The 25,469-nt window shown below is 70.5% G+C and carries 24 protein-coding genes and 1 pseudogene; 14 read left to right on the forward strand and 11 right to left on the reverse strand.

All coding sequences use genetic code 11. The features are described 5' to 3' along the window. Positions 1–109: 109 nt before the first annotated feature. Genes K1T34_RS35650 through K1T34_RS35680 form a run of 7 tightly spaced genes read left to right on the forward strand, consistent with a single transcriptional unit; the run spans position 110 to position 8,977 of the window. Positions 110–634, forward strand: a complete 525-nt coding sequence (locus tag K1T34_RS35650; RefSeq protein WP_354872803.1) for a MaoC family dehydratase — start codon at positions 110–112, stop codon at positions 632–634. Then, the gene (locus K1T34_RS35655) at positions 631–1,863 is read left to right on the forward strand and encodes a CaiB/BaiF CoA-transferase family protein (protein ID WP_220239118.1); all 1,233 of its coding nucleotides are present in this window, start codon (positions 631–633) and stop codon (positions 1,861–1,863) included. The genes K1T34_RS35650 and K1T34_RS35655 overlap by 4 nt, the downstream gene beginning before the upstream one ends. Next, positions 1,848–3,014, forward strand: a complete 1,167-nt coding sequence (locus K1T34_RS35660; protein WP_220239119.1) for an acyl-CoA dehydrogenase family protein — start codon at positions 1,848–1,850, stop codon at positions 3,012–3,014. Before K1T34_RS35655 ends, K1T34_RS35660 begins: the two co-directional genes overlap by 16 nt. Further along, on the forward strand, positions 3,008–3,862 hold the full coding sequence (locus K1T34_RS35665; RefSeq protein WP_220239120.1) for a CoA ester lyase: 855 nt from the start codon (positions 3,008–3,010) through the stop codon (positions 3,860–3,862). The genes K1T34_RS35660 and K1T34_RS35665 overlap by 7 nt, the downstream gene beginning before the upstream one ends. After that, positions 3,859–5,970, forward strand: coding sequence for a hydantoinase/oxoprolinase family protein (locus K1T34_RS35670; protein ID WP_220239121.1), 2,112 nt, complete (start codon positions 3,859–3,861; stop codon positions 5,968–5,970). Before K1T34_RS35665 ends, K1T34_RS35670 begins: the two co-directional genes overlap by 4 nt. Next, a complete protein-coding gene (locus K1T34_RS35675; RefSeq protein WP_220239122.1) occupies positions 5,967–7,781 on the forward strand; it encodes a hydantoinase B/oxoprolinase family protein in 1,815 nt (604 codons plus the stop codon). Before K1T34_RS35670 ends, K1T34_RS35675 begins: the two co-directional genes overlap by 4 nt. Positions 7,782–7,783: 2 nt before the next feature. Continuing rightward, positions 7,784–8,977, forward strand: a complete 1,194-nt coding sequence (locus tag K1T34_RS35680; RefSeq protein ID WP_220239123.1) for an amidase — start codon at positions 7,784–7,786, stop codon at positions 8,975–8,977. A gap of 181 nt (positions 8,978–9,158) precedes the next feature. Here K1T34_RS35680 and K1T34_RS35685 read toward each other — a convergent pair whose 3' ends face one another. Further along, positions 9,159–9,449 (reverse strand): hypothetical protein, encoded by a 291-nt coding sequence (locus K1T34_RS35685; RefSeq protein ID WP_220239124.1) that lies wholly within the window; start codon positions 9,447–9,449, stop codon positions 9,159–9,161. Between the two features lie 122 nt (positions 9,450–9,571). Here K1T34_RS35685 and K1T34_RS35690 point away from each other — a divergent pair, with 122 nt between their 5' ends. Continuing rightward, positions 9,572–9,967 carry a hypothetical protein gene (locus K1T34_RS35690; RefSeq protein WP_220239125.1) on the forward strand — a complete coding sequence of 132 codons (396 nt, stop codon included), beginning with the start codon at positions 9,572–9,574 and terminating at the stop codon, positions 9,965–9,967. On the opposite strand, the gene K1T34_RS35695 is transcribed toward K1T34_RS35690, so the two are convergent. From K1T34_RS35695 to K1T34_RS35705, 3 genes and pseudogenes are all read right to left on the reverse strand, one after another. Next, complete coding sequence (locus K1T34_RS35695; protein WP_220239126.1) at positions 9,968–11,587, reverse strand: ABC-F family ATP-binding cassette domain-containing protein; 1,620 nt, start codon at positions 11,585–11,587, stop codon at positions 9,968–9,970. It abuts the gene before it with no gap. An 87-nt stretch (positions 11,588–11,674) separates the two neighbouring features. Further along, a pseudogene (locus K1T34_RS35700) lies at positions 11,675–12,708 on the reverse strand (catalase); the annotation flags it as partial. 155 nt (positions 12,709–12,863) lie between these two features. Further along, a complete protein-coding gene (locus tag K1T34_RS35705) occupies positions 12,864–13,526 on the reverse strand; it encodes a FadR/GntR family transcriptional regulator (RefSeq protein WP_220239127.1) in 663 nt (220 codons plus the stop codon). Between the two features lie 148 nt (positions 13,527–13,674). On the opposite strand from K1T34_RS35705, the gene K1T34_RS35710 reads away from it, so the two are divergent. Genes K1T34_RS35710 through K1T34_RS35720 form a run of 3 tightly spaced genes read left to right on the forward strand, consistent with a single transcriptional unit; the run spans position 13,675 to position 16,664 of the window. Then, positions 13,675–14,610 (forward strand): fumarylacetoacetate hydrolase family protein, encoded by a 936-nt coding sequence (locus K1T34_RS35710; RefSeq protein WP_220239128.1) that lies wholly within the window; start codon positions 13,675–13,677, stop codon positions 14,608–14,610. A gap of 22 nt (positions 14,611–14,632) precedes the next feature. After that, positions 14,633–15,394: an alpha/beta fold hydrolase gene (locus K1T34_RS35715; RefSeq protein ID WP_220239129.1), complete on the forward strand. Its 762-nt coding sequence runs from the start codon at positions 14,633–14,635 to the stop codon at positions 15,392–15,394. A gap of 40 nt (positions 15,395–15,434) precedes the next feature. Then, positions 15,435–16,664, forward strand: coding sequence for an amidohydrolase family protein (locus tag K1T34_RS35720; RefSeq protein ID WP_255637790.1), 1,230 nt, complete (start codon positions 15,435–15,437; stop codon positions 16,662–16,664). A 48-nt stretch (positions 16,665–16,712) separates the two neighbouring features. On the opposite strand, the gene K1T34_RS35725 is transcribed toward K1T34_RS35720, so the two are convergent. Next, positions 16,713–17,771, reverse strand: coding sequence for a phenylacetaldoxime dehydratase family protein (locus tag K1T34_RS35725; protein ID WP_220239130.1), 1,059 nt, complete (start codon positions 17,769–17,771; stop codon positions 16,713–16,715). 240 nt (positions 17,772–18,011) lie between these two features. Beyond that, positions 18,012–18,719, reverse strand: a complete 708-nt coding sequence (locus K1T34_RS35730; protein WP_220239131.1) for an SDR family oxidoreductase — start codon at positions 18,717–18,719, stop codon at positions 18,012–18,014. An 82-nt stretch (positions 18,720–18,801) separates the two neighbouring features. Between K1T34_RS35730 and K1T34_RS35735 the strand changes: the two genes are divergently transcribed. Beyond that, positions 18,802–19,263, forward strand: coding sequence for a helix-turn-helix domain-containing protein (locus tag K1T34_RS35735; RefSeq protein ID WP_255637791.1), 462 nt, complete (start codon positions 18,802–18,804; stop codon positions 19,261–19,263). Positions 19,264–19,267: 4 nt separating this feature from the next. Here the strand turns inward: K1T34_RS35735 and K1T34_RS35740 are convergent, their stop codons facing one another. The 4 genes from K1T34_RS35740 to K1T34_RS35755 all read right to left on the reverse strand — a co-directional run bounded on the left by K1T34_RS35740 (position 19,268) and on the right by K1T34_RS35755 (position 22,647). Further along, on the reverse strand, positions 19,268–20,146 hold the full coding sequence (locus K1T34_RS35740; RefSeq protein ID WP_220239132.1) for an SDR family oxidoreductase: 879 nt from the start codon (positions 20,144–20,146) through the stop codon (positions 19,268–19,270). A 78-nt stretch (positions 20,147–20,224) separates the two neighbouring features. Then, positions 20,225–20,710 carry a hypothetical protein gene (locus K1T34_RS35745; RefSeq protein ID WP_220239133.1) on the reverse strand — a complete coding sequence of 162 codons (486 nt, stop codon included), beginning with the start codon at positions 20,708–20,710 and terminating at the stop codon, positions 20,225–20,227. Positions 20,711–20,805: 95 nt separating this feature from the next. Further along, positions 20,806–22,020 carry an alginate lyase family protein gene (locus tag K1T34_RS35750; protein WP_255637792.1) on the reverse strand — a complete coding sequence of 405 codons (1,215 nt, stop codon included), beginning with the start codon at positions 22,018–22,020 and terminating at the stop codon, positions 20,806–20,808. 138 nt (positions 22,021–22,158) lie between these two features. After that, on the reverse strand, positions 22,159–22,647 hold the full coding sequence (locus K1T34_RS35755; protein WP_220239134.1) for a MarR family winged helix-turn-helix transcriptional regulator: 489 nt from the start codon (positions 22,645–22,647) through the stop codon (positions 22,159–22,161). Between the two features lie 120 nt (positions 22,648–22,767). On the opposite strand from K1T34_RS35755, the gene K1T34_RS35760 reads away from it, so the two are divergent. Both K1T34_RS35760 and K1T34_RS35765 read left to right on the forward strand, forming a co-directional pair. Further along, on the forward strand, positions 22,768–23,508 hold the full coding sequence (locus K1T34_RS35760) for an SDR family NAD(P)-dependent oxidoreductase (protein WP_220239135.1): 741 nt from the start codon (positions 22,768–22,770) through the stop codon (positions 23,506–23,508). Further along, complete coding sequence (locus tag K1T34_RS35765; RefSeq protein WP_220239136.1) at positions 23,505–24,377, forward strand: TIGR03620 family F420-dependent LLM class oxidoreductase; 873 nt, start codon at positions 23,505–23,507, stop codon at positions 24,375–24,377. The genes K1T34_RS35760 and K1T34_RS35765 overlap by 4 nt, the downstream gene beginning before the upstream one ends. On the opposite strand, the gene K1T34_RS35770 is transcribed toward K1T34_RS35765, so the two are convergent. Continuing rightward, positions 24,362–25,417: an alkene reductase gene (locus K1T34_RS35770; protein WP_255637794.1), complete on the reverse strand. Its 1,056-nt coding sequence runs from the start codon at positions 25,415–25,417 to the stop codon at positions 24,362–24,364. The two genes, K1T34_RS35765 and K1T34_RS35770, sit on opposite strands and share 16 nt — an antisense overlap. Between the last annotated feature and the right edge of the window lie 52 nt (positions 25,418–25,469).

Raw genomic sequence — 25,469 nt, forward strand, 5'->3', positions numbered from 1 at the left:
GCACCAGCTGCGCGATTTAAATGTCTGAGGTATTGCCAACTGCAGGTCCGATGCGCATACTTCAGCGCAGATTCCCACCCGCCGACTCCCCGGAGGTGCCGTTTTGACGGTGCACGACGGCCGGCAAGGGCGCTACTACGAGGACTTCGCCGTGGGCGACGTCTACCGCCACCCGCTGGGTCGCACGATCAGCGAAGCGGACAACACGTGGTTCACCTTGCTCACCATGAACACCCACCCCGCGCACTTCGACGCGCACTACGCCGAGCGCACGCCGTTCGGCCGGATCCTGGTCAACTCGGGGCTCACGATCGCGATGCTGCTGGGCCAGAGCGTCTCCGACATCAGCCAGCGGGCGATTGCGAACCTCGCGATGACCGACGTGCGGCTGACACACCCGGTTTTCATCGGCGACACGCTCTACGGCGAGTCGATCTGCACCGCGAAGCGCGAGTCGGCCTCGAAGCCGTACGCGGGGCTCGTGTCCGTGCACACCCGCGGGCTCAACGGCGACGGCGACGAATGCCTGTCGTTCGACCGCACTGTGCTGGTGTACAAGCGATCCGAGGCCGGTGCCATCGACTCGTTCCCCGCCGCGAAGACCGGCCCGCTGACGCTGGGGGACCGCGCATGACCCGCCCCCTGCCGCTCGCCGACGTCCGGGTGCTCGCCGTGGAGCAGTACGGCGCCGGCCCGTTCGGCTCCGTGCATCTGGCCGACCTCGGCGCCGAGATCGTGAAGATCGAGGACCCCGGCACCGGCGGCGACGTCGGCCGCCACACCCCGCCCTACGCAGAGGACGGCGATTCGCTCTTCTTCGAGGCCTTCAACCGCAACAAGCGGTCCGTGGTCCTCGATCTCACCGACCCCGCGGGCCGCGAGGTCTTCGAGGAGCTCGTGAAGGTCAGCGACGCCGTGTACTCCAACCTGCGCGGCGACGTGCCGGCCAAGATGCGCATCCGCTACGAGGACCTCAAGCACCTCAACCCGGCCATCGTCTGCTGCTCGCTCTCGGGCTACGGCATGACCGGCCCGCGTAGCGCCCAGCCCGGGTACGACTACCTGCTGCAGGGCCTCGCCGGCTGGATGTCCGTGACGGGTGAGCCGGACGGCCCGCCCACCAAGTCGGGACTGTCCATGGTGGACTACACCGGCGGGATCGTGGCCGCGCTCTCGATGGTCACAGCCATCCATGCCGCCCGCCGCGACGGCGTCGGCACCGACTGCGACGTGAGCCTCTACGACACCGCGGTCGGCATGCTCACCTACCTCGCGACCTGGCACCTCAACCGCGGCTTCGAACCCGGGCGCACGCACCACTCCGCGCACCCGAGCCTCGTGCCGTTCCAGAACTTCGAGACGGCCGACTCGTGGGTCGTCATCGGCTGCGCGAAGCAGAAGTTCTGGGACCGTCTCGTGACGGCAGTCGGCTCCCCGGCGTGGGCCGCCGACGAACGGTTCTCGACTCCCGCCGGCCGCTACGCGAACTCGGCGGAATGCCTGGGGCACCTGGAGAAGGAGCTCCTCACGCGCACGACGGCCGAGTGGCTGTCCGTGCTCGAACCCGCCGGTGTGCCGTGTGCGCCGATCAACACCATCCCGCAGGCTTTGGTGGAAGAACACACCGTGGCCCGCGGTCTTTTGGTGACAACCGAACACCCGAGGTTCGGTTCCGTACACCAGGTCGCCTCGCCGGTGCGGGTCGGGGAACCACGACAAGACCACCACCGCGCGCCGTTGCTGGGCGAACACACCGCCGCGGTGCTCGGCGAGCTGCTCGGCACGTCCGAAGCGGACTACCAAGCGCTCGCGAGCCGGGGCGCTTTCGGAACGGACAGGAGCGCGTCGTGGATTTCACGCTGAGCCCCGACCAGGAGCAGTTCCGCACGATCCTGCGCGGCTTCGTCGACGCGGAGATCGTGCCCGTCGCCCGCGACTGGGAACACGAAGGCCGCTACCCGGCCGAGATCGTGGCGAAGATGGCCGACCTCGGCCTGTTCGGGCTGATGATCCCCGACGAGTACGGCGGTGGCGAGGCCGACTTCGTCTCGTTCACCCTGATGTTCGAGGAGATCTCGCGCGGCTGGATGGGCATCGCGGGCATCCTGGGCAGCCACTCGCTCGCGTGCTGGATGCTCGCCCACCACGGCACCGCCGAGCAGAAGCAGCGCTACCTGCCCGAGCTCGCCACGGGGCAGCGCCGCACCGGCATCGCGCTCACCGAGCCCGACGCCGGCACCGACCTGCAGGGCATCCGCACCACCGCCACCCGCGACGGCGACAGCTACGTGGTCAGCGGAACCAAGATGTGGATCACCAACGCCCGCCACGCCGACCCGTTGCCTGTGCTCGTGAAAACCGACCGCACGACGACACCGGCGCACAAGGGCATGAGCGTGCTGCTCGTCGACGCGGACTCACCGGGTTTCCAGGTCACGCGCGACATCCCGAAGCTCGGCTACAAGGGCACCGAATCGTGCGAGGTCGTGCTCGACGAGGTCCGGGTGCCGGCGGCGAACCTGCTCGGCGGCGTTGAAGGACGCGGGTTGCAGCAGGTGCTCTCGGCGCTGGAGGTCGGCCGCCTCAACATCGCCGGCCGCAGCCTCGGCATCGCCCAGCGCGCCTACGACGAGGCCCTCGCGTACTCCTCGCAGCGCAAGGCGTTCGGCAAGCCGATCGCCGAGTTCCAGGCCACGCAGATCCGCATCGCGGAGATGGCGACGCAGCTGCAGGCCGCGCGGCTGCTCACCTACTGGTCGGCGTCCTCTTTGGACCGCGGCGAACGCTCTGACCTGCAGACGGGTATGGCCAAGCTGTTCGCTTCGGAGGTCGCCCTGCAGGCCGCGCAGGACTCCATGCGGGTGCACGGTGGTTATTCCTACTCCACGGAGTTCGAAATCGAACGCCTCTACCGCGACTCGATCCTCATGACGATCGGCGAGGGCACCAGCGACGTGATGCGCACCGTCATCGCGAAGTCGCTCATCGCGGGGAAGGGCCGGGTCGGATGGTGACCCGCAGCGGGCTCTTCTGCCCAGGCGACCGCCCCGACCGCCTCACGAAGGCGGCCGCGGTGGCCGACGTGGTGATCGCCGACCTGGAGGACGCCGTTGTGCCGCAAGCGAAAGCCGCCGCCCGGACGGCGGTCGCCGCGTGGCTGCGGGAACGGCCGGACCTCGCGCCGCGGACGTGGGTGCGGATCAACAACGACCAGCACCTCGAAGCCGACCTCGACGCCGTCACCAAGCTGGGCATCGCCGGTGTCGTCCTGCCGAAAGCCGAGCTCGCGGGCATCGCCGAAGTCACCGCCCGCACCGACGCCGCCGTCTTCGCCCTGGTGGAGACGGCGAACGGACTGCAAGAGCTGCCCGACCTCGCCCGCCACCCGGCCGTGACGCGGCTCGGGCTGGGCGAGTACGACCTCGCCGCGGAGCTCGGCACCGCCGCCCCCAGCCGCACCGAAAACACCGGACCGCTCGCCTGGGCGCGGGCCCAGGTCGTGGTGGCCTCGGCCGCGGCCGGCCTCGCCCCACCACCCGCCGCCGTCAGCGCGGAACTCGACGACCCCGCCGGGTTCCGCGCCGACACCCTGGCGCAGCAGCGCGCCGGGTTCTTCGGCCGCCTGTGCGTCCACCCCGCCCAGGTCGCCCTCACCCACGAGGTCCTCGTCCCCACCACCGAGGAAGTCACGCACGCGCGGGAAGTCCTGCGTGCTCTGGAAAACGCAGAGAACACCGAGAAAACCGGGGTCGCCGTCGTCGCGGGACGGATGGTCGACGCGGCCGTCGTCCGCCGTGCCCGCCGCGTGCTCGCCCTGGCCGAAGCAGCCGCCGATCAGCTGATCAAGGAGGACCAGCAGTGAAACGCATCGGAGTCGACGTCGGTGGCACGTTCACCGACCTGATGTACTGGGACGAGGACGGTGCCGTCGCGGTGCACAAGGTCCCGTCCACCCCGCACGATCCGGCAGTGGCCACCATGGACGGGGTACGGCAGCTGAGCGAGCGCCTCGGCATCGCGGTGTCGGACCTGGACCAGTTCCTGCACGGCACCACCGTCGCCACGAATATCGTGCTGGAGCACAACGGTGCGGACGTCGGTCTCATCACCACCGAGGGTTTCCGCGACATCCTGCACATCGCCCGCAAGAAGCGGCCGCTGAACTACTCGTCCTACCAGGATCTGCCGTGGCAGAAGTGGCAGCTCGTGCGCCGCCGCAACCGCCGCGTGGTCCCCGAGCGCGTCGACTCCTCCGGCGCGGTCCTCGTGCCGCTCGACGAGGACGCCGTGCGCGAGCAGGTCCGCGTGCTGCGCGACAACGGCGTGGAGGCCATCGCCGTGTGCTTCCTGCACTCCTACCGCAACCCCGCCCACGAGCAGGCGGTGAAGCGGATCATCGAGCAGGAGTACCCCGACGTCTTCGTCTCGCTCTCCAGCGAGGTCGCGCCGCAGTACCGCGAGTACGAGCGTTTTTCCACCACGGCGCTCAACGCGTTCGTCGGCCCCAAGGTCTCGCGCTACGTCGACAACCTGGCGAACACGACTCGCGCGGCCGGCGTGCGAGGCGAGGTCGGCCTTATGACGTCGGCCGGCGGCCTGATCACCGCGCGCGGCGCCGTGGACAACCCGGTGCTGCTGCTCACCAGCGGTGTCGTCGCCGGGCTGCTCGGAGGCTGCGCGATCGGCGAGGCCTCGGGCTACCCGAGCGTGATCACGCTCGACGTCGGCGGCACCTCGGCCGACATCGGCGTGGCCCCCGACGGCAAGCTGCGCATGAAACACCTGCTCGACACACGGATCGGCGATTACCACGCCATGGTTCCGATGGCCGAGGTCGACACCATCGGCGCGGGCGGCGGCTCGATCGCGTTCATCGACGAGGGCGGCATGTTCCGCGTCGGCCCGCGCAGCGCCGGCGCGACGCCCGGGCCCGCGTGTTACGGCCGCGGCGGCACCGAGCCCACGAGCACCGACGCCATGGTCGCGCTGGGCTGGCTGCGCGCCGACAGCTTCCTGTCCGGCACGATGGAGGTCGAACCGCAGCTCGCGGTGAAGGCGATCGACGAGCACATCGCCGAGAAGCTCGGCACGTCCGTGAGCCACGCCGCCATCGGCATCTTCCAGATCGCGGCCCACGCGATGACCGAGGCGATCAGCTTGCACTCGGTGCGCAAGGGCTACGACCCGCGCGACTTCTCACTCGTCGCCGAGGGCGGCGCCGGGCCGCTGTACGCGTGGCACATCGCCGAGCAGCTCGGCATCCCGCGTGTGATCGTGCCGCACCACCCCGGCATCGCGTCGGCGATGGGCCTGCTGGCCACCGACATCCGCAGCGAGACCCCGGCGACGGTGTGGACCTCCTCGGCCGACCCCGACACCGACCGCATCACCGCGGAGTTCGACCGGCTCACCGCGCACGCTGTGGAGCAGCTCGGCGCCGACGGCCTCGCGCCCGAGGACGTGGTGATCGAGCGCAGCCTCGACTGCCGCTACATCGGCCAGGGTTACGAGCTGCGCGTGCCCGCGCCGTCCGGCGAGATCGACGCGGATTGGGTGGCCAGGGCGGCGGCCGCGTTCCACGATGTTCACGAACGAACATATCTGCAGCGGTTCGACGACAAACCCGTTCATCTGGTGAACGTGCGCGTGACCGCCGTCGGCAAGGTCGGGCACGTGCCGCTGGCCGACGTCGAGGCGGGCGGCACTGACCCGTCGGCCGCCGTGAAGACCACCACCGACGCGGTGTTCTGGTCCGGCGCGGGGGAGGTCACGCCGTTTCCCACCAAGGTCTACGACCGCGCGCTGCTCAAGGCCGGCAACGTGCTCGAAGGTCCCGCGATCGTCGAGCAGTTCGACTCCACGACCATCATCGGCCCCAATCAGCGCGCCACCGTCGACCGCGTGGGCCACCTCGTCATCGACACCGCCGTGGCCCAGCCCGGCCGAGCCATCGAAGGAGGCCAGCGGTGACCGCTCTGGACCCCGCCGGCGTTTCGCTCGCCGGAGTCGCCCCCGGCGACTTCACGACCGTCGACGTCGACCCGATCACCCTGCGCGTGATCGGCGGCGCGCTCAACTCCATCGCCAAGGAGATGGCCCAGATCCTCTACCGGATGGCGTATTCCAGCCTCATCCGAGAGTCGGAGGACCTCGGCGCCGGCATCTTCGACGCCAACGGGCGCGAGCTGTGCGAATCGGACTCCACGCCGATGCACTGCGGCTCGATCCCCGCCTACATCCGCGGGATCAACCGAAAGCTCGCCGGCACCTACCGGCCCGGTGACGTGGTGCTGCACAATCACCCGTACCACGGCGCTGCGCACTCGCCGGACTACGGGATCATGATCCCGATCTTCTTCGGTGGCAAGCACATCGGCTTCGCGGGCTGCACCGGGCACGTGTCCGACATCGGCGGCAACTTCCCCGGCCTGTGCATGGACGTGGTCGACGTCTGGGCCGAGGGCAAGCTCATGGACGCCGTGAAGATCTACGACGGCGGCGTGCGCAACGAGGCCCTCATCCAGCACATCCTCGACAACGTGCGCACCCCGGAGCAGAACGCTGGCGACCTCGAAGCACTCATCGCGTGCGCGCGGCTGGGGGAGAAGCGGTTCCTCGAGCTGCTGGAGCGCTACGGCCTCGACGTGGTGATGTCCGCGGCCGACAAGTGGATGGACTACTCCGAGGACATGCTGCGCCGCCGCATCCAGGAGATCCCCGACGGCAGCTACGAAGCCCCGCTGTCCTTTTTGGACGACGATGGCAAGAACCGGGACGTCCCGCTCAAGGTCGCGGTGACGGTGAAGGTAGAGGGCAGCGACATCGTCGTCGACCTCACCGGTTCCCACGAGCAGGTGCCGACGGCGTTCAACGTTCCGTTCGAGGGTTCGGTGCTGCCGACCGTCGCCTCCGCCGTGCGCACGCTGCTGCTCGACGAGGCGCTCACCGAGGAGTTCGTGCCGCAGAACGACGGCTGCTTCCGCCCCGCGAAGGCGTACGCGCCGGAGGGCACGCTGTTCAACCCGAACTTCCCGGCGTCGTGCTTCGCGCGGTTCTCGCAGATCAACCGGATCTTCGACTCGATCAACCTGGCGCTGGCCGACGTGCTGCCGGACCGGGCCGTCGCGGGTTCGTCGGCGGCGCTGTGCGCGATCGCGTACTCCGGCCTGGCCGCGGACGGTCAGTCGTACTGGGTCTATATCGAGATCAACGAGGGCTCCTACGGCGCGCGCAACGGGAAGGACGGCCTCGACTGCGTCGATGCGCTGATGGCCAACACTCGCAACAACCCCATCGAGGAGCTCGAGCTCAACCACGCGATGCTCGCCGAGCGTTACGAGCTGCGCGACGAGCCGCCCGCGCCCGGCCGGTACCGCGGGGGCATCGGCAGCATCCGCAAGTGGAAGATGCTCACCGACACGTTCATCGGCTCGGAGGCGGACAACCGCACCGACCCGCCGCGGGGTCTCGCGGGCGGGCACGACGGCGTCGCGGGGTCGTTCGTGCGCAACGCGGGCACCGCGCGTGAGGAACTGCTGTACTCCAAGGTGACGCAGGAAAAGTGCGCCGCGGGCGACACGCTGGAGATCAAGCTGCCCTCCGGCGGCGGCTACGGCGACCCGTTCGAGCGGGACGCGCGGGACGTGCGCGAGGACGTGCTCGACGACTACCTCTCGGCCGCCGACGCCCGCGAGCACTACGGCGTGGTGCTCGACGCGCGCACACTGGCGCTGGACGAGGAGGCGACGGCCCGCGTGCGTGGGCAGCGGACGGGAGGCTGACGGTGGAGACCCGGCTCGAGCTCGCGCGGCGGCTGCGCGCCCTCATCACCGTGCTCCCGGGCCCCGCCGGCGGCATGACTGCGACGGTGAAGGACAACATCGACGTCGCGGGCGTGCCGACCACCGCCGGTTCCGCGTCCTTCGCCACCGGCCCGGCCGAGGCCGACGCCGACGTCGTGCGGTCGCTGCGCGAGGCCGGGTTCGCCTTGGTGGGCAAGAACAACCTGGCGGAGTTCGCGATGGGCGCGACCGGCCGCAACGCCGCGTTCGGCGACTGCCTCAACGCGTGGGACCCGGCGCGCATCGCCGGCGGGTCCAGCAGCGGCTCGGCGGTGGCCGTCGCGGCGGGGCTGTCGGACGTGTCGCTGGGCACCGATACCGGCGGTTCGGGCCGGATTCCCGCGTCGGTGAACGGGGTGGTGGGCGTACGGCCGACGCTCGGCCGGGTCTCCCTCCGCGGCGTGCTGCCGGTGAGCCCGTCGTTCGACACGGTGACGCCGATGGCGCGCGACGTCCGCACGGCCGCGGCGGTGCTGGCGGCGCTCGACGGAGGGGGCTCGCGGCCGGTCCACGCGCTGCTCGGGTCGGGTGTCCTGCCGCGGATCGGCGTGGCGGGCGGGTTCTTCGCCGTCGGCGTCGATCCCGGCGTGGCGGAGGTGGTGCGGGCGGCCGTCGAGGTGTTCCGCGGGCTCGGCGCACAGGTGGTGCCGGTGGAGGTGCCGTCGGCCGCGCAGGCGCAGGCGCGGATGCTCGACGTGATGTACCCGGAGGCCGCGGCCGTGCACGCGGCTCGGCTGCGGGACGCGCCGGAGAGCATCGACCCCGACGTCCGGCGGCGGCTCCTGCTCGGGCTCGAGGTGCCTCCGGCGCGGACGGCGGCGGCGCGCGAGTGGCTCACCGGGTTCCACGCGCGGGTGGACGCGGTGTTCACCGAGGTCGACGTGGTCCTGACCCCGACGATCCCCGTGGACGTGCCGCTGCGCGAGGGCGTGGACCTCGCGGCGTCGACGCGGGAGATCGCCCGGTTCACCTACGCGTGGTCGGCGTACGGCGGGCCGTCGCTGAGCGTGCCGGGCGGGCTGCATCCGGCGTCCGGCATGCCGGTGGGCGTGCAGCTGAGCGCGGCGCCGTGGCGGGAAGACGTGCTGCTGGGAGCGGCTGCGGCCTTCGAGGGGGCGCGCAGCCCGTTGCGGTGACGCAGGCGTCCACTGTGGCCGGTGGTGGACTTTTCGCGGAATCGATGTTTACGGGGTGGTAATGGCGTCTATCCGCTTCCCATGGCGTCGGCGGCAGGGCCCGGCTGCCGAGGCTCCAGGTCTCGCCGGTTGAGTATTACAGCCGGCGAGACCGCGCCTGGGGGCGTCTGCGCGGTTCGATTCAGCGCACGCGAGTCCGCCGCTTGCGCCTGCGGTGGGCGGCGAGCGCGGCGAGCACCCGCGTCAGCCCGCGCCTGCGCACGACGAAGATCACGGACTCGGGCTGCCTGGCCGGTTTGTCCGCTGGTTGGTCCACCGTTTTGTCCACCGTTTTGTCCACTTGGTGGAACCGCGCCAGCCCCTCCCGGAACGCCTCCGCGTCGCCGCCCGCGTCGGGGTGGTGGGTGCGCACGAACTCCCGGTAAGCGGCCTTTTCCGCGGCTGACCAGGTGCTTCGTGGCTTGTCGGGCACCCGCTCACCTCCGGTCGTCCGTCCCAGCATATGGCCGCGTCTTAACTCGGACGGTTGAACCCTGCAGGCTCTGGGTACCTGCACTGCGCTCGATCATCGCCCGACAGGGGAGGGGCACCACCATGACGGAGGATTCGCGGCCGCCCGGCGCCGCCACGGCCGTGTTCAACGGCCCGGACACCGCGGAGGCCGCACGGGTCACGCTGAGGGCCATGCTGGCCCACGTGCCCGCCCCCGTGGTCGGCGACGCCGCGCAGCTCATGGACGAACTCGTCACCGACGCCACCCGCGACGGCGCCTCCTTCCGCGCCCTGCGCCTCGGCCTGGCCGCCCACCCGCCCCGCCTGCGCATCGACGTCGAACGCGACGAACCCGACGAGCCCAGCGTCACCGCGATGTCCCCGGAACGCGTCGAAGGCCGCTTCCTCCTGGAGGAACTCGCGTCGACCTGGTGGTCCCACACCCTGGGCTCGATCTCGGTGACGCGCGCGGAGCTGGCTCTGCCGCTGCCGCGCTGATCAGCGAGCCCGTTCCACCCGCCGTTCGTCCCACACGGGTTCCGCGGTTTCGCGCACCACGCCGTCGGAGCCGAAGACCAGGTAGCGGTCGAAGCTGCGCGCGAACCAGCGGTCGTGGGTGACCGCGAGGACGGTGCCTTCGTAGGCCTCCAACCCCGCCTGCAGGGCTTCGGCCGATTCGAGGTCGAGGTTGTCCGTCGGCTCGTCCAGGAGCAGGGCGGTGGCGCCGCCGAGTTCCAGGAGCAGGATCTGGAAGCGGGCCTGCTGGCCGCCCGACAGGCGGTCGAACGGCTGGTCACCCTGGCGTTCGAGCTCGTAGCGCCGCAGCACGGCCATGGCGCCGCCGCGGTCCTTGGCGTGGGTGGTCCAGAGGATGTCGACCAGGGTGCGGCCGGTGAGCTCCGGGTGGGCGTGCGTCTGGGCGAAGTGGCCGGGCACCACGCGGGCGCCGGTCTTCCACAGGCCTGTGTGCGCGACGTCGCCGCCCGCGAGCAGGCGCAGGAAGTGTGACTTGCCGGAGCCGTTGGAGCCGAGCACGGCCACGCGTTCGCCGAAGAAGATCTCCAGCGAGAACGGCTTCATCAGACCCGTGAGCTCCAGGTTTTCGCACGTCACGGCGCGCAGGCCGGTGCGTCCGCCGCGCAGCCGCATGCGGATGTCCTGCCGACGCGGCGGCTCCGGAGGCGGGCCGGCCTCCTCGAACTTGCGCAGCCGGGTCTTCGCGGCTTTGTAGCGGGACGCCATCTCGTCGCTGCGGGCGGCGTACTGCTGCATGTCGAGCACGAGCTTCTTGAGCTGCGCGTACTTCTCGGCCCAGCGTCGCTTCAGCTCTTCGTAGCGGGCGAAGCGATCGTCGCGCGCCTCGTGGTAGGTGGCGAACCCGCCGCCGTGCACCCACGCGTCGCTGCCGGCCGGCCCGGGCTCCACGCTCACGATCTTCTTCGCCGCCCGCGCGAGCAGCTCCCGGTCGTGCGAGACGAACAGCACCGTCTTGCGCGTCTCCGCCAGGCGCGCCTCGAGCCAGCGTTTGCCGGGCACGTCGAGGTAGTTGTCGGGCTCGTCGAGCAGCAGCACCTCGTCCGGGCCGCGCAGCAGCGCCTCCAGCACGAGCCGCTTCTGCTCGCCCCCGCTCAACGTGCGCACGAGCCGCCACTGCGCCTTCTCGTATGGCACGCCGAGCGCGGCCGTGGTGCACACGTCCCAGGTCGTCTCCGACTCGTAGCCGCGCACCTCCGCCCAGTCGCTCAACGCCTGCGCGTACTTCATCTGCGCGGCCTCGTCGTCGACGGTCAGCAGCCGCTCCTCGGCCGTGTCCACGGCTGCCGCGGCGGTGCGGATGCGGTCGGGCGACACCGACACGAACAGGTCTCGCACGGTGCGCTCGTCGCGGACCGAGCCGACGAACTGGCCCATCACGCCCAGCCCGCCGGACACCGTCACCGTGCCGCCGTGCGGCTTCAGCTCACCGGAGAGCAGGCGCAGCAGCGTCGTCTTCCCGGCGCCGTTGGGGCCGACCAGCGCGACGACGGCACCGTCGGAGACCCGGAACGACACATCACCGAGCAGTGGCCGCCCGTCGGGCAGCGAGTAGTCGAGGTGCGCGACCTCCAGGTGACCCATGGACGCGCACTCTACCGGCGGGCCCGGTGGACGCCGTCAGATTTTCCGCCGGGCCCCGTGACCGTGACCAGTCCGAAGTGGACGGACTCACGCCTTCCGCTGCATGTCACTGCGGGCCGGGTTGCCCTGCTCCGCCGCCTTGGGGTCCTTCTCGTCGGCCTTCGCGCGCACACCGGACTCGATGCGGTCGCCGAGGTTCTTGTCCACGTTGTGCCAATATTCGAACGCCCGTTGCACCACCGGCTCACTCACCCCGTTCAGCAAGTGACCGACGACGTTGGAAACCGATCGTTCCCGCTCCGCGTCGTCGAGGACCTCGCGCACCATCGTGCCCGCCTGGCCCCAGTCGTCGTCCTCAGAGTGGTCGACGTAGGCCGAGCGCGTGATCTCGCCGTCGGTGTGCCAGCCGGCCGGGGTGCCGTAGCGCTCGACGTCGGCGCTCGGGCCGCCCTTCGAGTTCGGCGCGTACACCGGGTCGAACACCTTGGTGTAGCGCATCGCGCCGTCCTTGCTGTAGCTGTGCACCGGCGACTTCGACGCGTTCACCGGCAGCTGCTTGTAGTTCGGCCCGATGCGGTAGCGGTGCGCGTCGGCGTAGGCGAACAGCCGGCCCAGCAGCATCCGGTCGGGGCTCGGCCCGATGCCGGGCACGAGGTTGCTGGGCTCGAACGCCGCCTGTTCGATCTCCGCGTGGTGGTCGGTGGGGTTGCGGTCGAGCGTCATGCGGCCGACCTCGATCAGCGGGTAGTCGCCGTGCGGCCACACCTGAAGAACTCCATGCCCTGATCGGTTGTGAAGTGCTATTTCACCCAGAACCGTTCGCCTTGTTCGTTCACCCACAGATAAGTGTGCGAACTGTAACCGTTCATGTGCCGCCACGTGCGCGGAATACCGCGGTCGCCCATCAGCCACGTCACCTGGTGCGCCGATTCGGGGGACAGCGTCCAGAAGTCCCACTGCATGTCGTGGTCGCGCAGGTTGTTGTCCGCCCGGCGTTTCTGCGAACGGATGAAGTGCTGGAACTTCAACGGGTCTTTCACGAAGAACACCGGCGTGTTGTTGCCGACCATTGTCGTACACGCCTTCGCTCGCTCGCCGGCCACCGTGGAGAACCGTGCCACCATTGCGCCATCTCCTCGTGGTGGGATTCGAACACGAGGCGGGTACCCGGCGAACACGGGCTCACACGTGGGAACTCCGTCAGGTGGGAACTCCGTCACGTGGGAACTCAGTCAGGTGGAAGCTCGATCAGGCGGAAGCTCAGGCAGGCGAGAGCTCAGTCGCGCCCCAGCAGGGTGTCGGCCACGTGTTGGAGATGGCGCCGCATGTGTTCGCCGGCGCTCACGGGATCCCGGTCGCGCAGTGCTTCGACGATCAACGTGTGTTCGTCGTGGTAACACGAACGTAGCTCCGGTGTGGACGTTCGCCGCTTGAGGCTGCCCCACACCGGCAGTGAGCGCGCGGTGTTCATCACGTCGAACATGTTCATCAGCAACCCGTTGTGGGCCGCGACGGCGATCGCGCGGTGCAACCCGGCGTCGGCGCGCTCGAAGCCTTCGAAGTCGCCGGCCGCGGCGGCCGCGCCGAGCGCGACCGCGATCCGGTCGAGGTCCGCCTGCGTGGCCACCCGTGCGGCGAGTGTCGCGACCTGCGGTTCGAGCAGCTGGCGCACCTGCATGATCTCGGCCGGGCTCGTGTCGGCGGGGGCGGGCTCGACGTGCTGCGCCGCGATGTCGGTGAGGAACGTGCCGCGCCCGACGTGCCGGATCACGAGCCCGTCGCGCTCCAGTGAATCCAGTGCGCGCCGCACGGCACTGCGCGGCGCGGAAAGCCGCTGCACGAGGTCGCGCTCGGTGGGCAGCTTGGCGCCCGGGCCGAGGCTGCCGTCGGCCGCGCCTTCGTCGAGCAGCGCGCGCAGGGCGTGTTCCACCGTGGTCATGGGCGCACTCTACCGGACGACTTGAGACCAATCGAGACCAATGAGTGAAGCGATGGCCAGAACAAGTCCTGCATATCGACAACGGATGCCGAGACGCGTACGGTCGATCACGTCCGCATTGGTTCATATTGGTACAGATTGGTCTCACATGAAGCTGGTGACCTTCTCCGCCGGGAACTCCACCGGGGACGCCGACCGCGTCGGGGTCGTGACCGGCGAAAGCGAGGTCCGGGACGTCACCGATCTCGTGCCGGGCGGAACGCTCCTCGGCGCCGTCGAACGCTGGGGCGAGGTCGGGACCATCCTCACCGACCAGGCCGCGGACCGCACGCCGGTACCCCTCGCCGACGTGCGGCTCCGCCCGCCGTTCCCCGCTCCACGGCGCAACATCTTCTGCGTCGGCAAGAACTACCGCGAGCATGCCGCGGAGTTCGGCCGCAGCGGCTACGACAGCCCGGACCGCTCGGAAGACCTGCCTGCCCGGCCGATCCTGTTCTCCAAGGCCACCACGGCCGTGATCGGCCCCGGCGACGACATCGACCCGCACGCCGGCCTCACCTCCGAGCTCGACTACGAGGGTGAACTCGCAGTGATCATCGGCCGCGGCGGCCGCGGGATCACCCGCGAAGCCGCGGCGGCGCACGTCTGGGGCTACACGATCCTCGACGACGTGACGGCCCGCGACCTGCAGCGCGACCACCGCCAGTGGCTGCTCGGCAAGTCGCTCGACACGCACTGCCCGATGGGCCCGTACGCGGTGACCGCCGACGAGATCCCCGACGTGACCGCGCTGGAGCTCGAAACCTCCGTCAACGGCGAACGCCGCCAGCACGCCCGGGTCAAGGACCTCATCTTCGACATCCCCGAGCTGATCGCCACCCTCTCGGCCGGCATCACCCTGCTGCCCGGCGACGTCATCGCCACCGGCACACCCGCAGGCGTCGGCATCGGCTTCGACCCGCCGAAGTTCCTGGCGAGCGGCGACATCGTGGAGGTGACCATCACCGGCCTCGGCGTGCTGCGCAACAGTGTCGCCTCAGCCCGTGTCGCCTCAGCCCCTCTCGCCTCAGCCCCGCTCGCCTGAACCCGTACCGAAAGGAGCCCGCATGAAGATCAACGGAACGGACCTCGCGGTCGAGGTCGAGGGCAGCGGTCCCGCCGTGCTGATGGTGCACGGCCTCGGCGGCACCGGCAACTTCTACCAGGTCCAGGCCGGCGCGCTGGCAGCGAGCCACCAGGTGATCCGCGTCGACTCCGCGGGTGCCGGGCGCTCCGGCCTGCGTGCGGGCATCGGCATCGAGTCGCACGCCGACGACCTGGCCGCGGTGCTCGACCAGGTCGGCGTCGCGTCGGCGGCCGTGGTCGGGCACTCGATGGGCACGCTCGTCGCTCGCAGCTTCGCGGCCCGCCACCGGGACAAGGTGACCGCGCTGGCGCTGCTCGGCGCCGTCGCGGAGCCGCCCGAGGCCGGGCGCCAGGCCCAGCACGACCGCGCGGCCCTGCTGCGCGCGGAAGGCACTGCGGCCGTGGCGCCGGCCGTCGTCGCCAACGCGCTGTCGGAAGCCACCCGCCGCGACAAGCCCGAGGTGGCGGCGTTCGTGCGGGAGCTCGTGATGCGCCAGGACGCCGAAGGCTACGCACGCAACTGTGAGGCGCTCGCCGCCGCGACCGACCCCGGGCCGGTCGACCCCGCGTTGCCGCTGCTGCTGATCACCGGCGCCGACGACAAGGTCGGCCCACCCGCCGTGAGCGAGGCGCTCGCCGCCGCCCACGGCGGCGCGAACGTGGAGGTGCTGCCGGGCGTCGGTCACTGGACCGCGCTCGAAGCCGCCGCCGACGTCACCTCGATGCTGCTGAAGTTCCTTTAACCACACCGTTTTCGCGCCTCAACGACGAGGAGGAACCACCGTGCCGCTCACCGCCGACAAGACCCTGTTCCGCGATGTTTCCATTCTGGACTCCACGGGCGCGCTGCCCTACCGGGGCGACGTGCTGGTGGACCACGACCGCATCACCGCCGTCGGCGCCGTCGACCCGGCCGCCGCCCAGGGCTCGCGGGTGGTCGAGGGCCGCGGCCGCACGCTGATGTCCGGGCTGTGCGACGCCCACACCCACTTCACCTGGAACAACAGCGCCGACCTCGACGGGCTGGCCGCTCTGCCGGTGGAGGAGCACCTGCTGTTCGCCGTGGAGTCGGCCAAGTCCTATCTGGACTCCGGCTACACGATGTGCCTGGGTGCCGCGTCGGCGAAGGACCGGCTCGACGTCGTGTGCCGCGACGCGATCAACGCCGGGCGGATCCCCGGCCCGCGTTACCTCGCCAACGGACCCGAGATCGCCGTGACGGGCGGGGAGCTCGTGAAGGGCATCACCTGGTTCGCCGACGGCCCCGACGAGATGCGCAAGGCCGTGCGCCGCCTCGTCGAGATCGGCGTCGACCAGATCAAGCTGTCGATGACCGGCGAGGAGATCACCGGCACGCAGCGCGCCGAGGACACCTACATGTCCGACGAGGAGGTGGCGATGGCCGTCACCGAGGCACACCGGCGGGGCAAGCGGGTGTGCGCCCACGCGCGCAGCGCCGAGAGCGTGAAGATGTGCGTGCGCCACGGCGTCGACATCGTCTACCACGCCAGCTTCACCGACCCCGAGGGCATGGATCTGCTGGAGCAGGCCAAAGACTGGGTGTTCGTGGCGCCGGGCGTCAACTGGCTCGTCGCGACGCTCTACGAAGCCGCCGACTTCGGGTTCCCGCAGGCGGCGGCCGAAGCCGTCGGCTACAAGCGCGAGCTGGAAAAGGCGACGGCGGCGATGATCGAGATGCACCGGCGCGGCATCCGCGTGCTGCCCGGCGGTGACTACGGCTTCGCCTGGACCCCGCACGGCACCTACGCGCGCGACCTGCAGCACTTCGTCGAGCGCTTCGAGTTCACGCCGATGGAGGCCATCCTCGCCGCTACCGCGCAGGGCGGCGAGATCATGCTGCGCGGCGACGAGCTCGGCAAGGTCCAGCCCGGGTACCTCGCCGACCTGCTGCTCGTGGACGGCGACCCGCTCGCCGACATCACCGTGTTGCAGGACAAGGAAAAGCTCCACGCGATCATGAAGGACGGCCGGTTCCACAAAGACCCGGCCTGACCGCGTCCGCGGTGCGCCGCCCGGCCGGGGGCGGCGCACCGGGAGCTCTCACCGGACCGCGCGCAGCAGGCCCGTGCGGTCGTGGCAGCCGAGGTAGCGGAACTCCTGTTCGTCGGCGTCGGTCACAGTGACCTCGTGGTAGAGCCGCAGCCGCGCCGCAGGCCCCATCGCCGACAGGTACTTCATGGCGGCGCGGAAGATCGCGACGTGCGTCGGGTGCGATTCGGCCCACGCCTCGAGGTCGGCCAGGCTGTGCCACCAGCTCATCCCGTAGCTCTTGTCCGTGTCGGCACCGGTTTCGTCGGTGACGCGCACGTAGCGGTTGGCGTAGCAGCCGATGGCGAGTCCGTCGTCGCGCAGGAACTCCATGCCGGCTCGCAGCACGGGTTCCACGTCGCCGAGGTACATGCCGCGTTCGTCGCCCGCGGTCTCGGTCCACTCCTGGCCGGAGCGGATGAGGCACAGGTTTCCCTGCGGCCGCACGGTGATCACGCCCGTCTCCGAATTGGTCTCCGCGGTCGGCCGGGTGCCGGGTTCGAGCAGGTCGGTCTGCGCGATCGGCAGCCGGTCGCGGGCACCGCCCCAGTAGCCGTGTTCGTGGATCTCGCCACTGAGCTTGCCGGCGGCCACGGACACGCCTTCGGTGCGGTCGCTGGAGAACAGCGTCTCGAACCGCCGCACGGTGGGGCGCACGACCTCGCTGAAGAACCCGGCGTCGGGGGACCGGTGCTGCGGGCCGGTCCACGCTTCACGGGCCTTCGCCCAGCGGTCGTGCTCGGCGGGGTCGGTCCAGTAGAACGTGGTGAGCACGGACGTGTAGCCGGCTTCGTCGACGAACCGCGCACGGTCGTGGTGGTCGGGCGCGTGCTCGCCCGAGCGTGCGGAATCGAGCGCTGCGAGTGCGGCGACCACCACGGGCGGTGGCTCCGGTGTTCGGTACTGAACACCGAGGTACGCCATCACCACCTGGTCGACGGCGGGGTCGAAGCGCGCGGAGAACGACGGGTAGGGCGGGTGGAAGCTGTCCGGCGTGCGGCGCGGGTGGACCCGGTCGACGCGCAAGTGTTCGGCGATCGAGGATTCCACGGCGTCACCCCGCCGTTTCATGGTGGGTCATGGTGGCCTCCGAGGAACGTGGTGCCGGTTGTTGCCGACCGAACGTAGGCACGGGGGCCACCTGTGACTTGCTTCACAGCGCACCGGGAGTTGCTGCACAGCGCACGTGCGATTCCGAACGTTCGATTTCGAACACCTCGAACATCACACGCTCCACAGTGGACTCAGGGCGCGGACTTGCAACATGACTCAAGGCGCGGACTCACCACCACGGGCTCGCGTCCGGTCGCCTCACACCGTCGCGGTCAGCTCCGGGTACAGCGCCTCCACTGGACCGGACAGGTTTTCCTTGATGTCCCGCGACGTCTTGTCGGCCAGAACCTCGAGCGCGCCCGCTTCCAGTCCGTCGTAGATCGCCGCCACGATGTCGCGCGGGTCTTCCTTCTCGACGGTCAGCGCCTGGGTCATCGGCGTGTCCGTGTAGCCGAGGTGCGCACCCAGCACGTGGGTCTTCTGGCCGGCGAGGTCGAGCCGCAGTGAGTTGGTGATCTGCCACAGCGCGGCCTTGCTCGACGAGTACGCGCCCGACTTGGCCAGCCAGCTCAGCGCCGAGTGGATGTCGACGAGGGCGCCGCCGCCGTTGCCCGCCAGCACGGGCGCGAACGCCTGCGCGACGGCGAGCGCGCCGAAGACGTTCGTCTCGTACATCGCGCGCACCTCGGCCAGCGGCACGGTGAGCAGGCTCTGCCGCCCGCTGACGCCCGCGTTGTTCACCACCACCGTGGTGTCCGGGGCAGCCGCGGCCGCGGCGGCGACCGAGGCCTCGTCGGTGACGTCGAGGGCGAGTGGCACCACGCGCTCGTCGTCCCACTGGCGCGGCGTGCGCGCCGTCGCGTACACGCGTCGCGCCCCGCGCTCCAGCGCCTGGTTGACGAACTCGATGCCGAGCCCGCCGTTGGCCCCGGTGACCAGGACAACCGCACCCTGCAGATCGGTCATGACTTCCTCCGGCTTCTCTTGCTTGGTAATTCCAAGTTAGCAAGCTGACTCCGAAATGCCAAGTGTGACGTACGATGGAGTTATGAAGGCCATGGCGATCCCGACCAACAGCCGCTGCTCGATCGCGCGCAGCCTGGAGGTGCTCGGGCAGAAGTGGAGCCTGCTGATCGTTCGCGAGGCGTTCCGCGGGCGGACCCGCTTCGCCGAGTTCCAGAAGATCGGCGTGCCGACGGATCTCCTCACGTCCCGGCTGGAATCCTTGGTCGAAGCCGGAATCCTCGCGCGGCGGCCGTACCGGGAGCCGGGGCAGCGGGCCCGCGTCGAGTATGTGCTCACCCCGGTCGGGGAAGACCTGCTGCCGGTGCTGGCCGCGCTGTCGGAGTGGGGCGATGAGTACCTCCCGACCGGCCACGGCCCGGCGACGATCTACGTCGACACGACCGACGACCGGCCCGTGCATCTGGCCTTCGTCGACGAAGACGGTCACGTCGTCGACCCGGCGAAGGTCGCCTACCGCCGCGGACCGGGGGCTCTCGAAGACTGACGCGTCAGGCGCGGTCGGCGAGCACGTCGTCGGCGTCGGTGCTCAGCGCCAGGTCGCGCTGGGCGGTGAGCGCTTCGAGGTGTTGCCGCCACGCCGTGGTGATGGCCTCGTAGGCCGCGGCGCCGAACACGAGCCGCCGGGGCGCGGGCGTGGTGCTCGCGGAGGTGATGATCGCGCGGGCCATCTTCGCCGGATCGCCCGCGACGGCGTGGCGCAGCGTGGTTTCGTCCATCCCGCCCGCGAGCGCGCCGCGCACCTGGCCGAGCACGCCGTCCTCGTAGGCGGGCAGCGGTTCGGCCTGCGCGATGTTGGCGTTGAACGCCGTGCGCGTGCCGCCCGGGGCGATCAGCGTCACCGAAATCCCGAATGCCGCCAGTTCCACCGCCGCCGACTCGAAGAAGCCCTCGACGCCGAACTTCGACGCGTTGTACACACTCATGCCCGGGTCGGGCACGTGGCCGCCGGAACTGGACATCTGGATGACCCGCCCGCCGCCCTGCGCGCGCAGCCACGGCGTGACCGCGCGCGTGAGGTGAATCGGTCCGAGCAGGTTCACGGCGAGCTGCCGGTTCAGCAGCTCGTCCGACAGCTCCTCGGCGGCGCCCAGCGCACCGAACCCGGCGGCGGAGAACACGACGTCGATGCGGCCGAGCTCGGTGAAGGCCTGCTCGACCGTCGAGTGGACGGTCTGGGGGTCGGTGACGTCCAGCTCGGCGGTCCACAGCCGATCGCCGTGCCGGCGCGCGAGCTCCTTCAACGCCGGGCTCAGGTCGCGGCTCGTGGCGGCGACGCGGTGGCCGCCGGCCAGCAGCTGGGCGGTGACCTCGAGCCCGAAGCCGGAGCCGGCGCCGGTGATGAGCCAGGTCTGGGTGGGAGCAGGCACGACGGAGTCCTTTCGGTAGGCGCCTGCCAATGTAGTCGTCGACAACAATATGGTCAACGGCTACATTGGCCCGTGAACTCAGTCGAAGCGGGAATCGTCACCCCAGATCTTGTCCTGGGACGATTCACTCGACGGCGACACGCGGATCACGGCCCCGGTGGCATCGATGTCCAGCACGGTGACGGTGATCCGGTTGGCCAGGCTTACATAGCCCTCGCCGCGGAAATGGCCCTTGATGTCGGGCAGTTCGGTGCGGTCGATGGCGAAGTCCAGCCGGTCCGGAGCCGACTGCGTGAGCGTCAGCCGGCGCGTGGCGAACCGCGCGTCGAGCGGCACGGTCACCGAACCGTGGATGAGCACGTCACACGAACCGTCGCGGCACGCGGTGAGGTCGGACCCGTCTTTCGCGACCAAGGTGTGCGACGTCGTCGTGGTGGGCTCGGCCGGGACCGTCGAGACAGACGGCGGCGCCACGATCGGCTCGGGCGGCGGCGGAGGTGGCTGGGGCGGCGTCGAACAGCCCGCCGCGAGCAGCACGAACGAGCAGGCGAGCGCTTTTCTCATGCGTTCTTGGTAGCACCTCGCCGGGCCGGCGCGGCGGGGGTTCGCGGATTCCGGGGTCGCCGCGCTCGGTACGGCGGCCCCGGAACCGAATCCGGTCAGGCCGGGTTGTCGCCGTGGGTCAGGGTTTCCCACGAGACGAACAAGTTGTTGCTGCCCTGGGGACGGTGGCTCGTGGTGTAGGCCTGGGTGTTGGTCATGGCGATGCCGAGGCGGTTGTGCAGCGCGTTGTACCCGACCTCGGTCACGGGGCCGAGGCCGCGCTTGACCGTGCCGCCGCAGAGCCACGACGGTGCAGCGGTGAGCTCGTATTTCGTCTGGAAGCCCAGCGCCTGGCGCAACCGCTCGCCGATGTCGGTGCCGTAGAGGTCCTGGCCCTGGATGCGCGAGGTCTCGGCCACCTCCGCGATCGCGGCGATGCCGTAGCCGGTGTGGACGAAGTCGCGGCAGGTCTCCTGGGTGAGACCGTCGACGAAGGTGGACTGGCCCTGCCAGTAGCCGACGATCTGGTCGCGGGTGTTCAGGCCGCTGCCGGGCACGGTCTTCGGGAGCGCGCCGTCGGAGCTGAGGTAGATGAACGCGGGTACGCGGTTGCGGTAAATCGACATGCCGCGGTCGTAGATCGTCTTGTCCTCGAGGAACACGCCGATGCCGACGATGGCCTCGGCGATGCTGAGCTCCCAGTTGCCGGTGCGCCCGTCGCTGCCCTGGATCTCGTTGTAGTAGACGTTGCGCAGCATCGTGGCGAACCGCCCGGAGTTGGGCCAGGTCCCGTAGGCGTACTTGATGATCTCCGCCGCGCGCGGCCACGTCGAGGCCGACCAGGCGGTCTGCAGGTGCGCGTTGTCGCTGGTGTGGTCCTTGATGGTGGCCGACCACGCGTCCATGATCTGGATGGCCTTGTTCGCGTAGCGCGCGTCGCCGGTCACGTACCAGGCCAGGGACTGCGTGTAGGCGGCGATCGCGTCTTCGCGCTCGTCGGTGCAGCCGTTGTTGGGCATCGAGCTGGGCCCGCAGTCGACCACGGCGCGCGGGTGCGGCGTGTAGGACAACGACGCGTACTTCGAGCCCATCATCGAGTCGTACGCCTGTTTCTGTGGCTGCGTGCCGGCCTGCACTCGCTGGCGCATGGTGTCCAGCTGGGCCCGGCTGACCAGCACGCCGGGGTGCGTGAAGGTGGCCGGCGCGGTCGGTGCCGCAGGTGCGGCCGGCTGGGCGGAGGCCGCCGGACCGGTGGCGATCACCACGGCGGTGGCGGCCGCGGCCGCCAGGCAACGAACGAACTTCCGGTGCATGAGCTGCCCTTCGTCCACGACTTTGAGAACAGGGCGCAGGCTGGCGGACCGTGCGTGAAAGGTGAATTTACTTCACCCCCGTTGGTCTGGTCCACCGAGCGCGAAAACCCGTGTTCCACTGGCAGGGACGGCTTTTTCCTTGCGGCAGCGGCAGTCTCACGGCGGGGGCAGCGTGCCGCGCTCCAGGATGTTGGCGTAGATGTTCTCCATCGCCTCGGTCAGCGGGGTGAGCAGCTCGGCGGGCAGGCCGTCGAAGAAGAGGCCGCGCACCAGGTCGACGTGGCCCGGCGCCGCCTTCTCCAGCAGCTCGCGGCCCTGCGCGGTCAAGGTGACCTCGGTGGCGCGCCGGTCGGTGCTCGAGGTGCGCGCGTCGACGAGCCCGCGCGTCGCCATGCGGCGCACGTGGTGGCCGGTGCGGCTGCGTTCCCAGCCGATCTGGTTGGCCAGCGCGGTCATCTGCATCCGCTCGCCGGGGGCGTTCGCGAGTGCGGTGAGCACGTCGTAGTCCGGCATGGACAGGTCGCTGTCGGTTTGCAGCTGCCGGTTGATCTCGTAGCTCAGCCGCAGCTGGACGCGGATGTAGGCGAGCCAGGCGCGCTGCTGTCGCGCGTCGAGCCAGGGGTCGTCTTTGCCTTTAGGTGACATGTCCCGTAATCTGTCGTAGTGGTCGGCGGTGGAGCGAGCAGGCCCCATTGTCCCGCGCAGACCGGCCGAGCGGAACGACCACGGCTGGGCCGGGTGAGTACACGGACGGGAAACACGGTTATGAACGCACTACAGGGGAAGACCGCCGTCGTCACGGGCGGCTCGAGCGGCATCGGGCTCGCGACGGCCCGGCGGTTCGCGGACGAGGGCGCGCGCGTCTTCGTGACGGGACGGCGCAAGGACGTGCTTGACGCGGCCGTCGCGGAGATCGGCGGCGACGTGACCGGGGTCCAGGTGGACAGTTCCGACCTGGCCGACCTCGACCGGCTCTACGACACCGTTGGCGGGCCGATCGACGTGCTGTTCGCCAACGCGGGCGGCGGCGAGTTCTCGACGCTGGAGCAGGTCACCGAGAAGCACTTCGACGACACCTTCGCCACCAACGTGAAGGGCACGCTGTTCACGGTCCAGAAAGCGCTTCCTTCGCTGGTGGACGGCGCTTCGGTGATCTTGACCGCCTCCACCGCGGGCACGAAGGGCAACGATGCTTTCGGCGTGTACGCCGCGTCGAAGGCGGCCGTCCGCTCGTTCGCGCGGACCTGGGCGAAAGAGCTGAGCGGTCGCAGGATCCGCGTCAACTCGGTGAGCCCGGGACCGGTCGACACACCGGGGATCAGCGGGCTCGCGAGCGCCGATTTCGGCGAGGAGCAGCTGAAGGCGGCGCTGGTGAGCTCTGTCCCCTTGGGACGGATGGGCCGGCCCGAGGAGATCGCGTCGGTGGCGCTGTTCCTCGCGACGGACGCCAGCAGCTTCGTCACCGGGGTGGAGCTCTTCGCCGACGGCGGGGCGAACCAGGTATGACCCTCGACATCGGCCGCGTCGGGGTCTGGAGCGTCGAGCTGCGCACGGCCGCGCCGGGCGAGATCGCCGACGCGGCGGCCGAGCTCGACGAGCTGGGCTTCGGCGCGCTCTGGATCCCCGGTTTGGGTGGCGGCGACATCGTGGGAGACCTCGAGCGGCTGCTCGAGGTGACCCGAGGGCTCACGGTCGCGCCGGCGGTGTCGAGCATCTGGCGTCACCCGGCGAAGGAACTTGCCGCGGGCCACGCGCGGCTCACGGGCGCCTACGGCGACCGGGTGCTGCTCGGTCTCGGCGTGAGTGACCCGGGCACCGCCGCCGAGCACGGCCACGAGTATCGGCCGCTGCACGACATGGCCGCGTACCTCGACGAGCTTGACGCCGAGCCGGAGCCGGTGGCGGCGGAGCGGCTGATCCTCGCGGCGATGGGGCCGAAGATGGTCGGTCTGGCGCGGCGGCGGGCCGGCGGGACGCACCCGTTCCTCGTCGCACCGGACTACTCGGCGACGGCGCGCGGACTGCTCGGTGCCGGGCCGTTGCTCGCGCCGTACCAGGCCGTGACCCTGGAGCGGGACCCGGCGAAGGCACGGGCGGCCGGCCGGGGTTTCCTCGCCGGGTTCTTCGGGGCGCCTGCCTACCGCAAGAGCCTGCTGGCGCAGGGGTTCACGGAAGCCGATCTTGCCGAGGGCGGCAGCGACCGGCTCGTGGACAGCGTCCTCGCCTGGGGCGACATCGACGCGATCGGCAAGCGCGTGGCGGAACACCTCCAGACGGGCGCGGACCACGTGGCCCTTCACGTCGTGGGCGGCGGTGACGGTATGCCGATGCCGCAGTGGCGCGAGCTCGCCGGGCTGGGTCAGAGCGCCGGATAGTCCGTGTAGCCCTCGGCGCCGCCGCCGTAGAACGTGGCGGGGTCGGGGGAGTTGAGGGCCGCGCCGGTCTGCAGCCGGGCGACGACGTCGGGGTTGGCCAGCGCCAGGCGGCCGAGGGTGACGAGGTCGGCGAGGCCGTTTTCGACGTCGGCGGCGCGTTCCCGGACGGTGGCGCCAGGGCGGGTCAGCAGCAGCGGGCCGGGGAACGCGGTGCGCAGCTCGGCCAGGAGCGCGTCGTCGCCGTGGTGGGTGACGTGGAGGAAGGCGAGGTCGAGGCGGGCGAGGGCGCGGACCAGGTGGGAGTAGGTCGCCGGCCCGGTCTCGCCTTCGTCGATGCCGAAGCCGCGCAGGCCGGGGGAGAGGCGCACGGCCGTGCGGTCGGCGCCGATCTCCGCGGCGACGGCCTCGGTCACCTCGAGCGCGAACCGGGTGCGGCCGGCGATGGAGCCGCCGTACGCGTCGGTGCGGTGGTTGGCATTGGCCGAGAGGAACTGCTGCACGAGGAAACCGTTGGCGCCGTGGACTTCCACGCCGTCGGCGCCGGCCTCGATCGCGGCGGCGGCCGCGCGGCGGAAGTCGTCGACGGTTTTTCGGACCTCGGCGGTCGAGAGCTCGCGCGGCGGCGGGACCTGCTGGTTGCCGCTCGGGGTGTGGATGCCGACGCCCGCCGCGACGGCCGACGGCGCGACCGGCGCCCGGCCGTGCGGCGTGTTGTCGGGGTGTGCGACGCGGCCCGCGTGCATGAGCTGGACGAACAGGTGCCCGCCCGCGTCGTGCACCGCCTTGGTGACCTGCTGCCAGCCGGCGATGTGCGCGCCGGTGTGGCAGCCGTGGCTGAGCAGGAACCCCTGTCCGTCGGCCGAGGGCTGCGTGCCGCCGGTGATCAGCAGCCCGAGCGACGCTCGTTGCGCGAAGTACTCGGCGTCGAGCGGGGTGGGTGATCCGTCGGGCAGCGCGCGGTTGCGCATCATCGGCGACAGCGCCAGCCGGTGGCGCAAACGCATGCGGCCGACGTCGAGGTGACTCCAGAGATCGGGCACGCGGGTTCCTTCCGTCGGCTGCCTGACTGTCTGTACCGGATCGTACAGAACG

This window comes from Amycolatopsis sp. DSM 110486 (assembly GCF_019468465.1).
Classification (GTDB): Bacteria; Actinomycetota; Actinomycetes; order Mycobacteriales; family Pseudonocardiaceae; genus Amycolatopsis.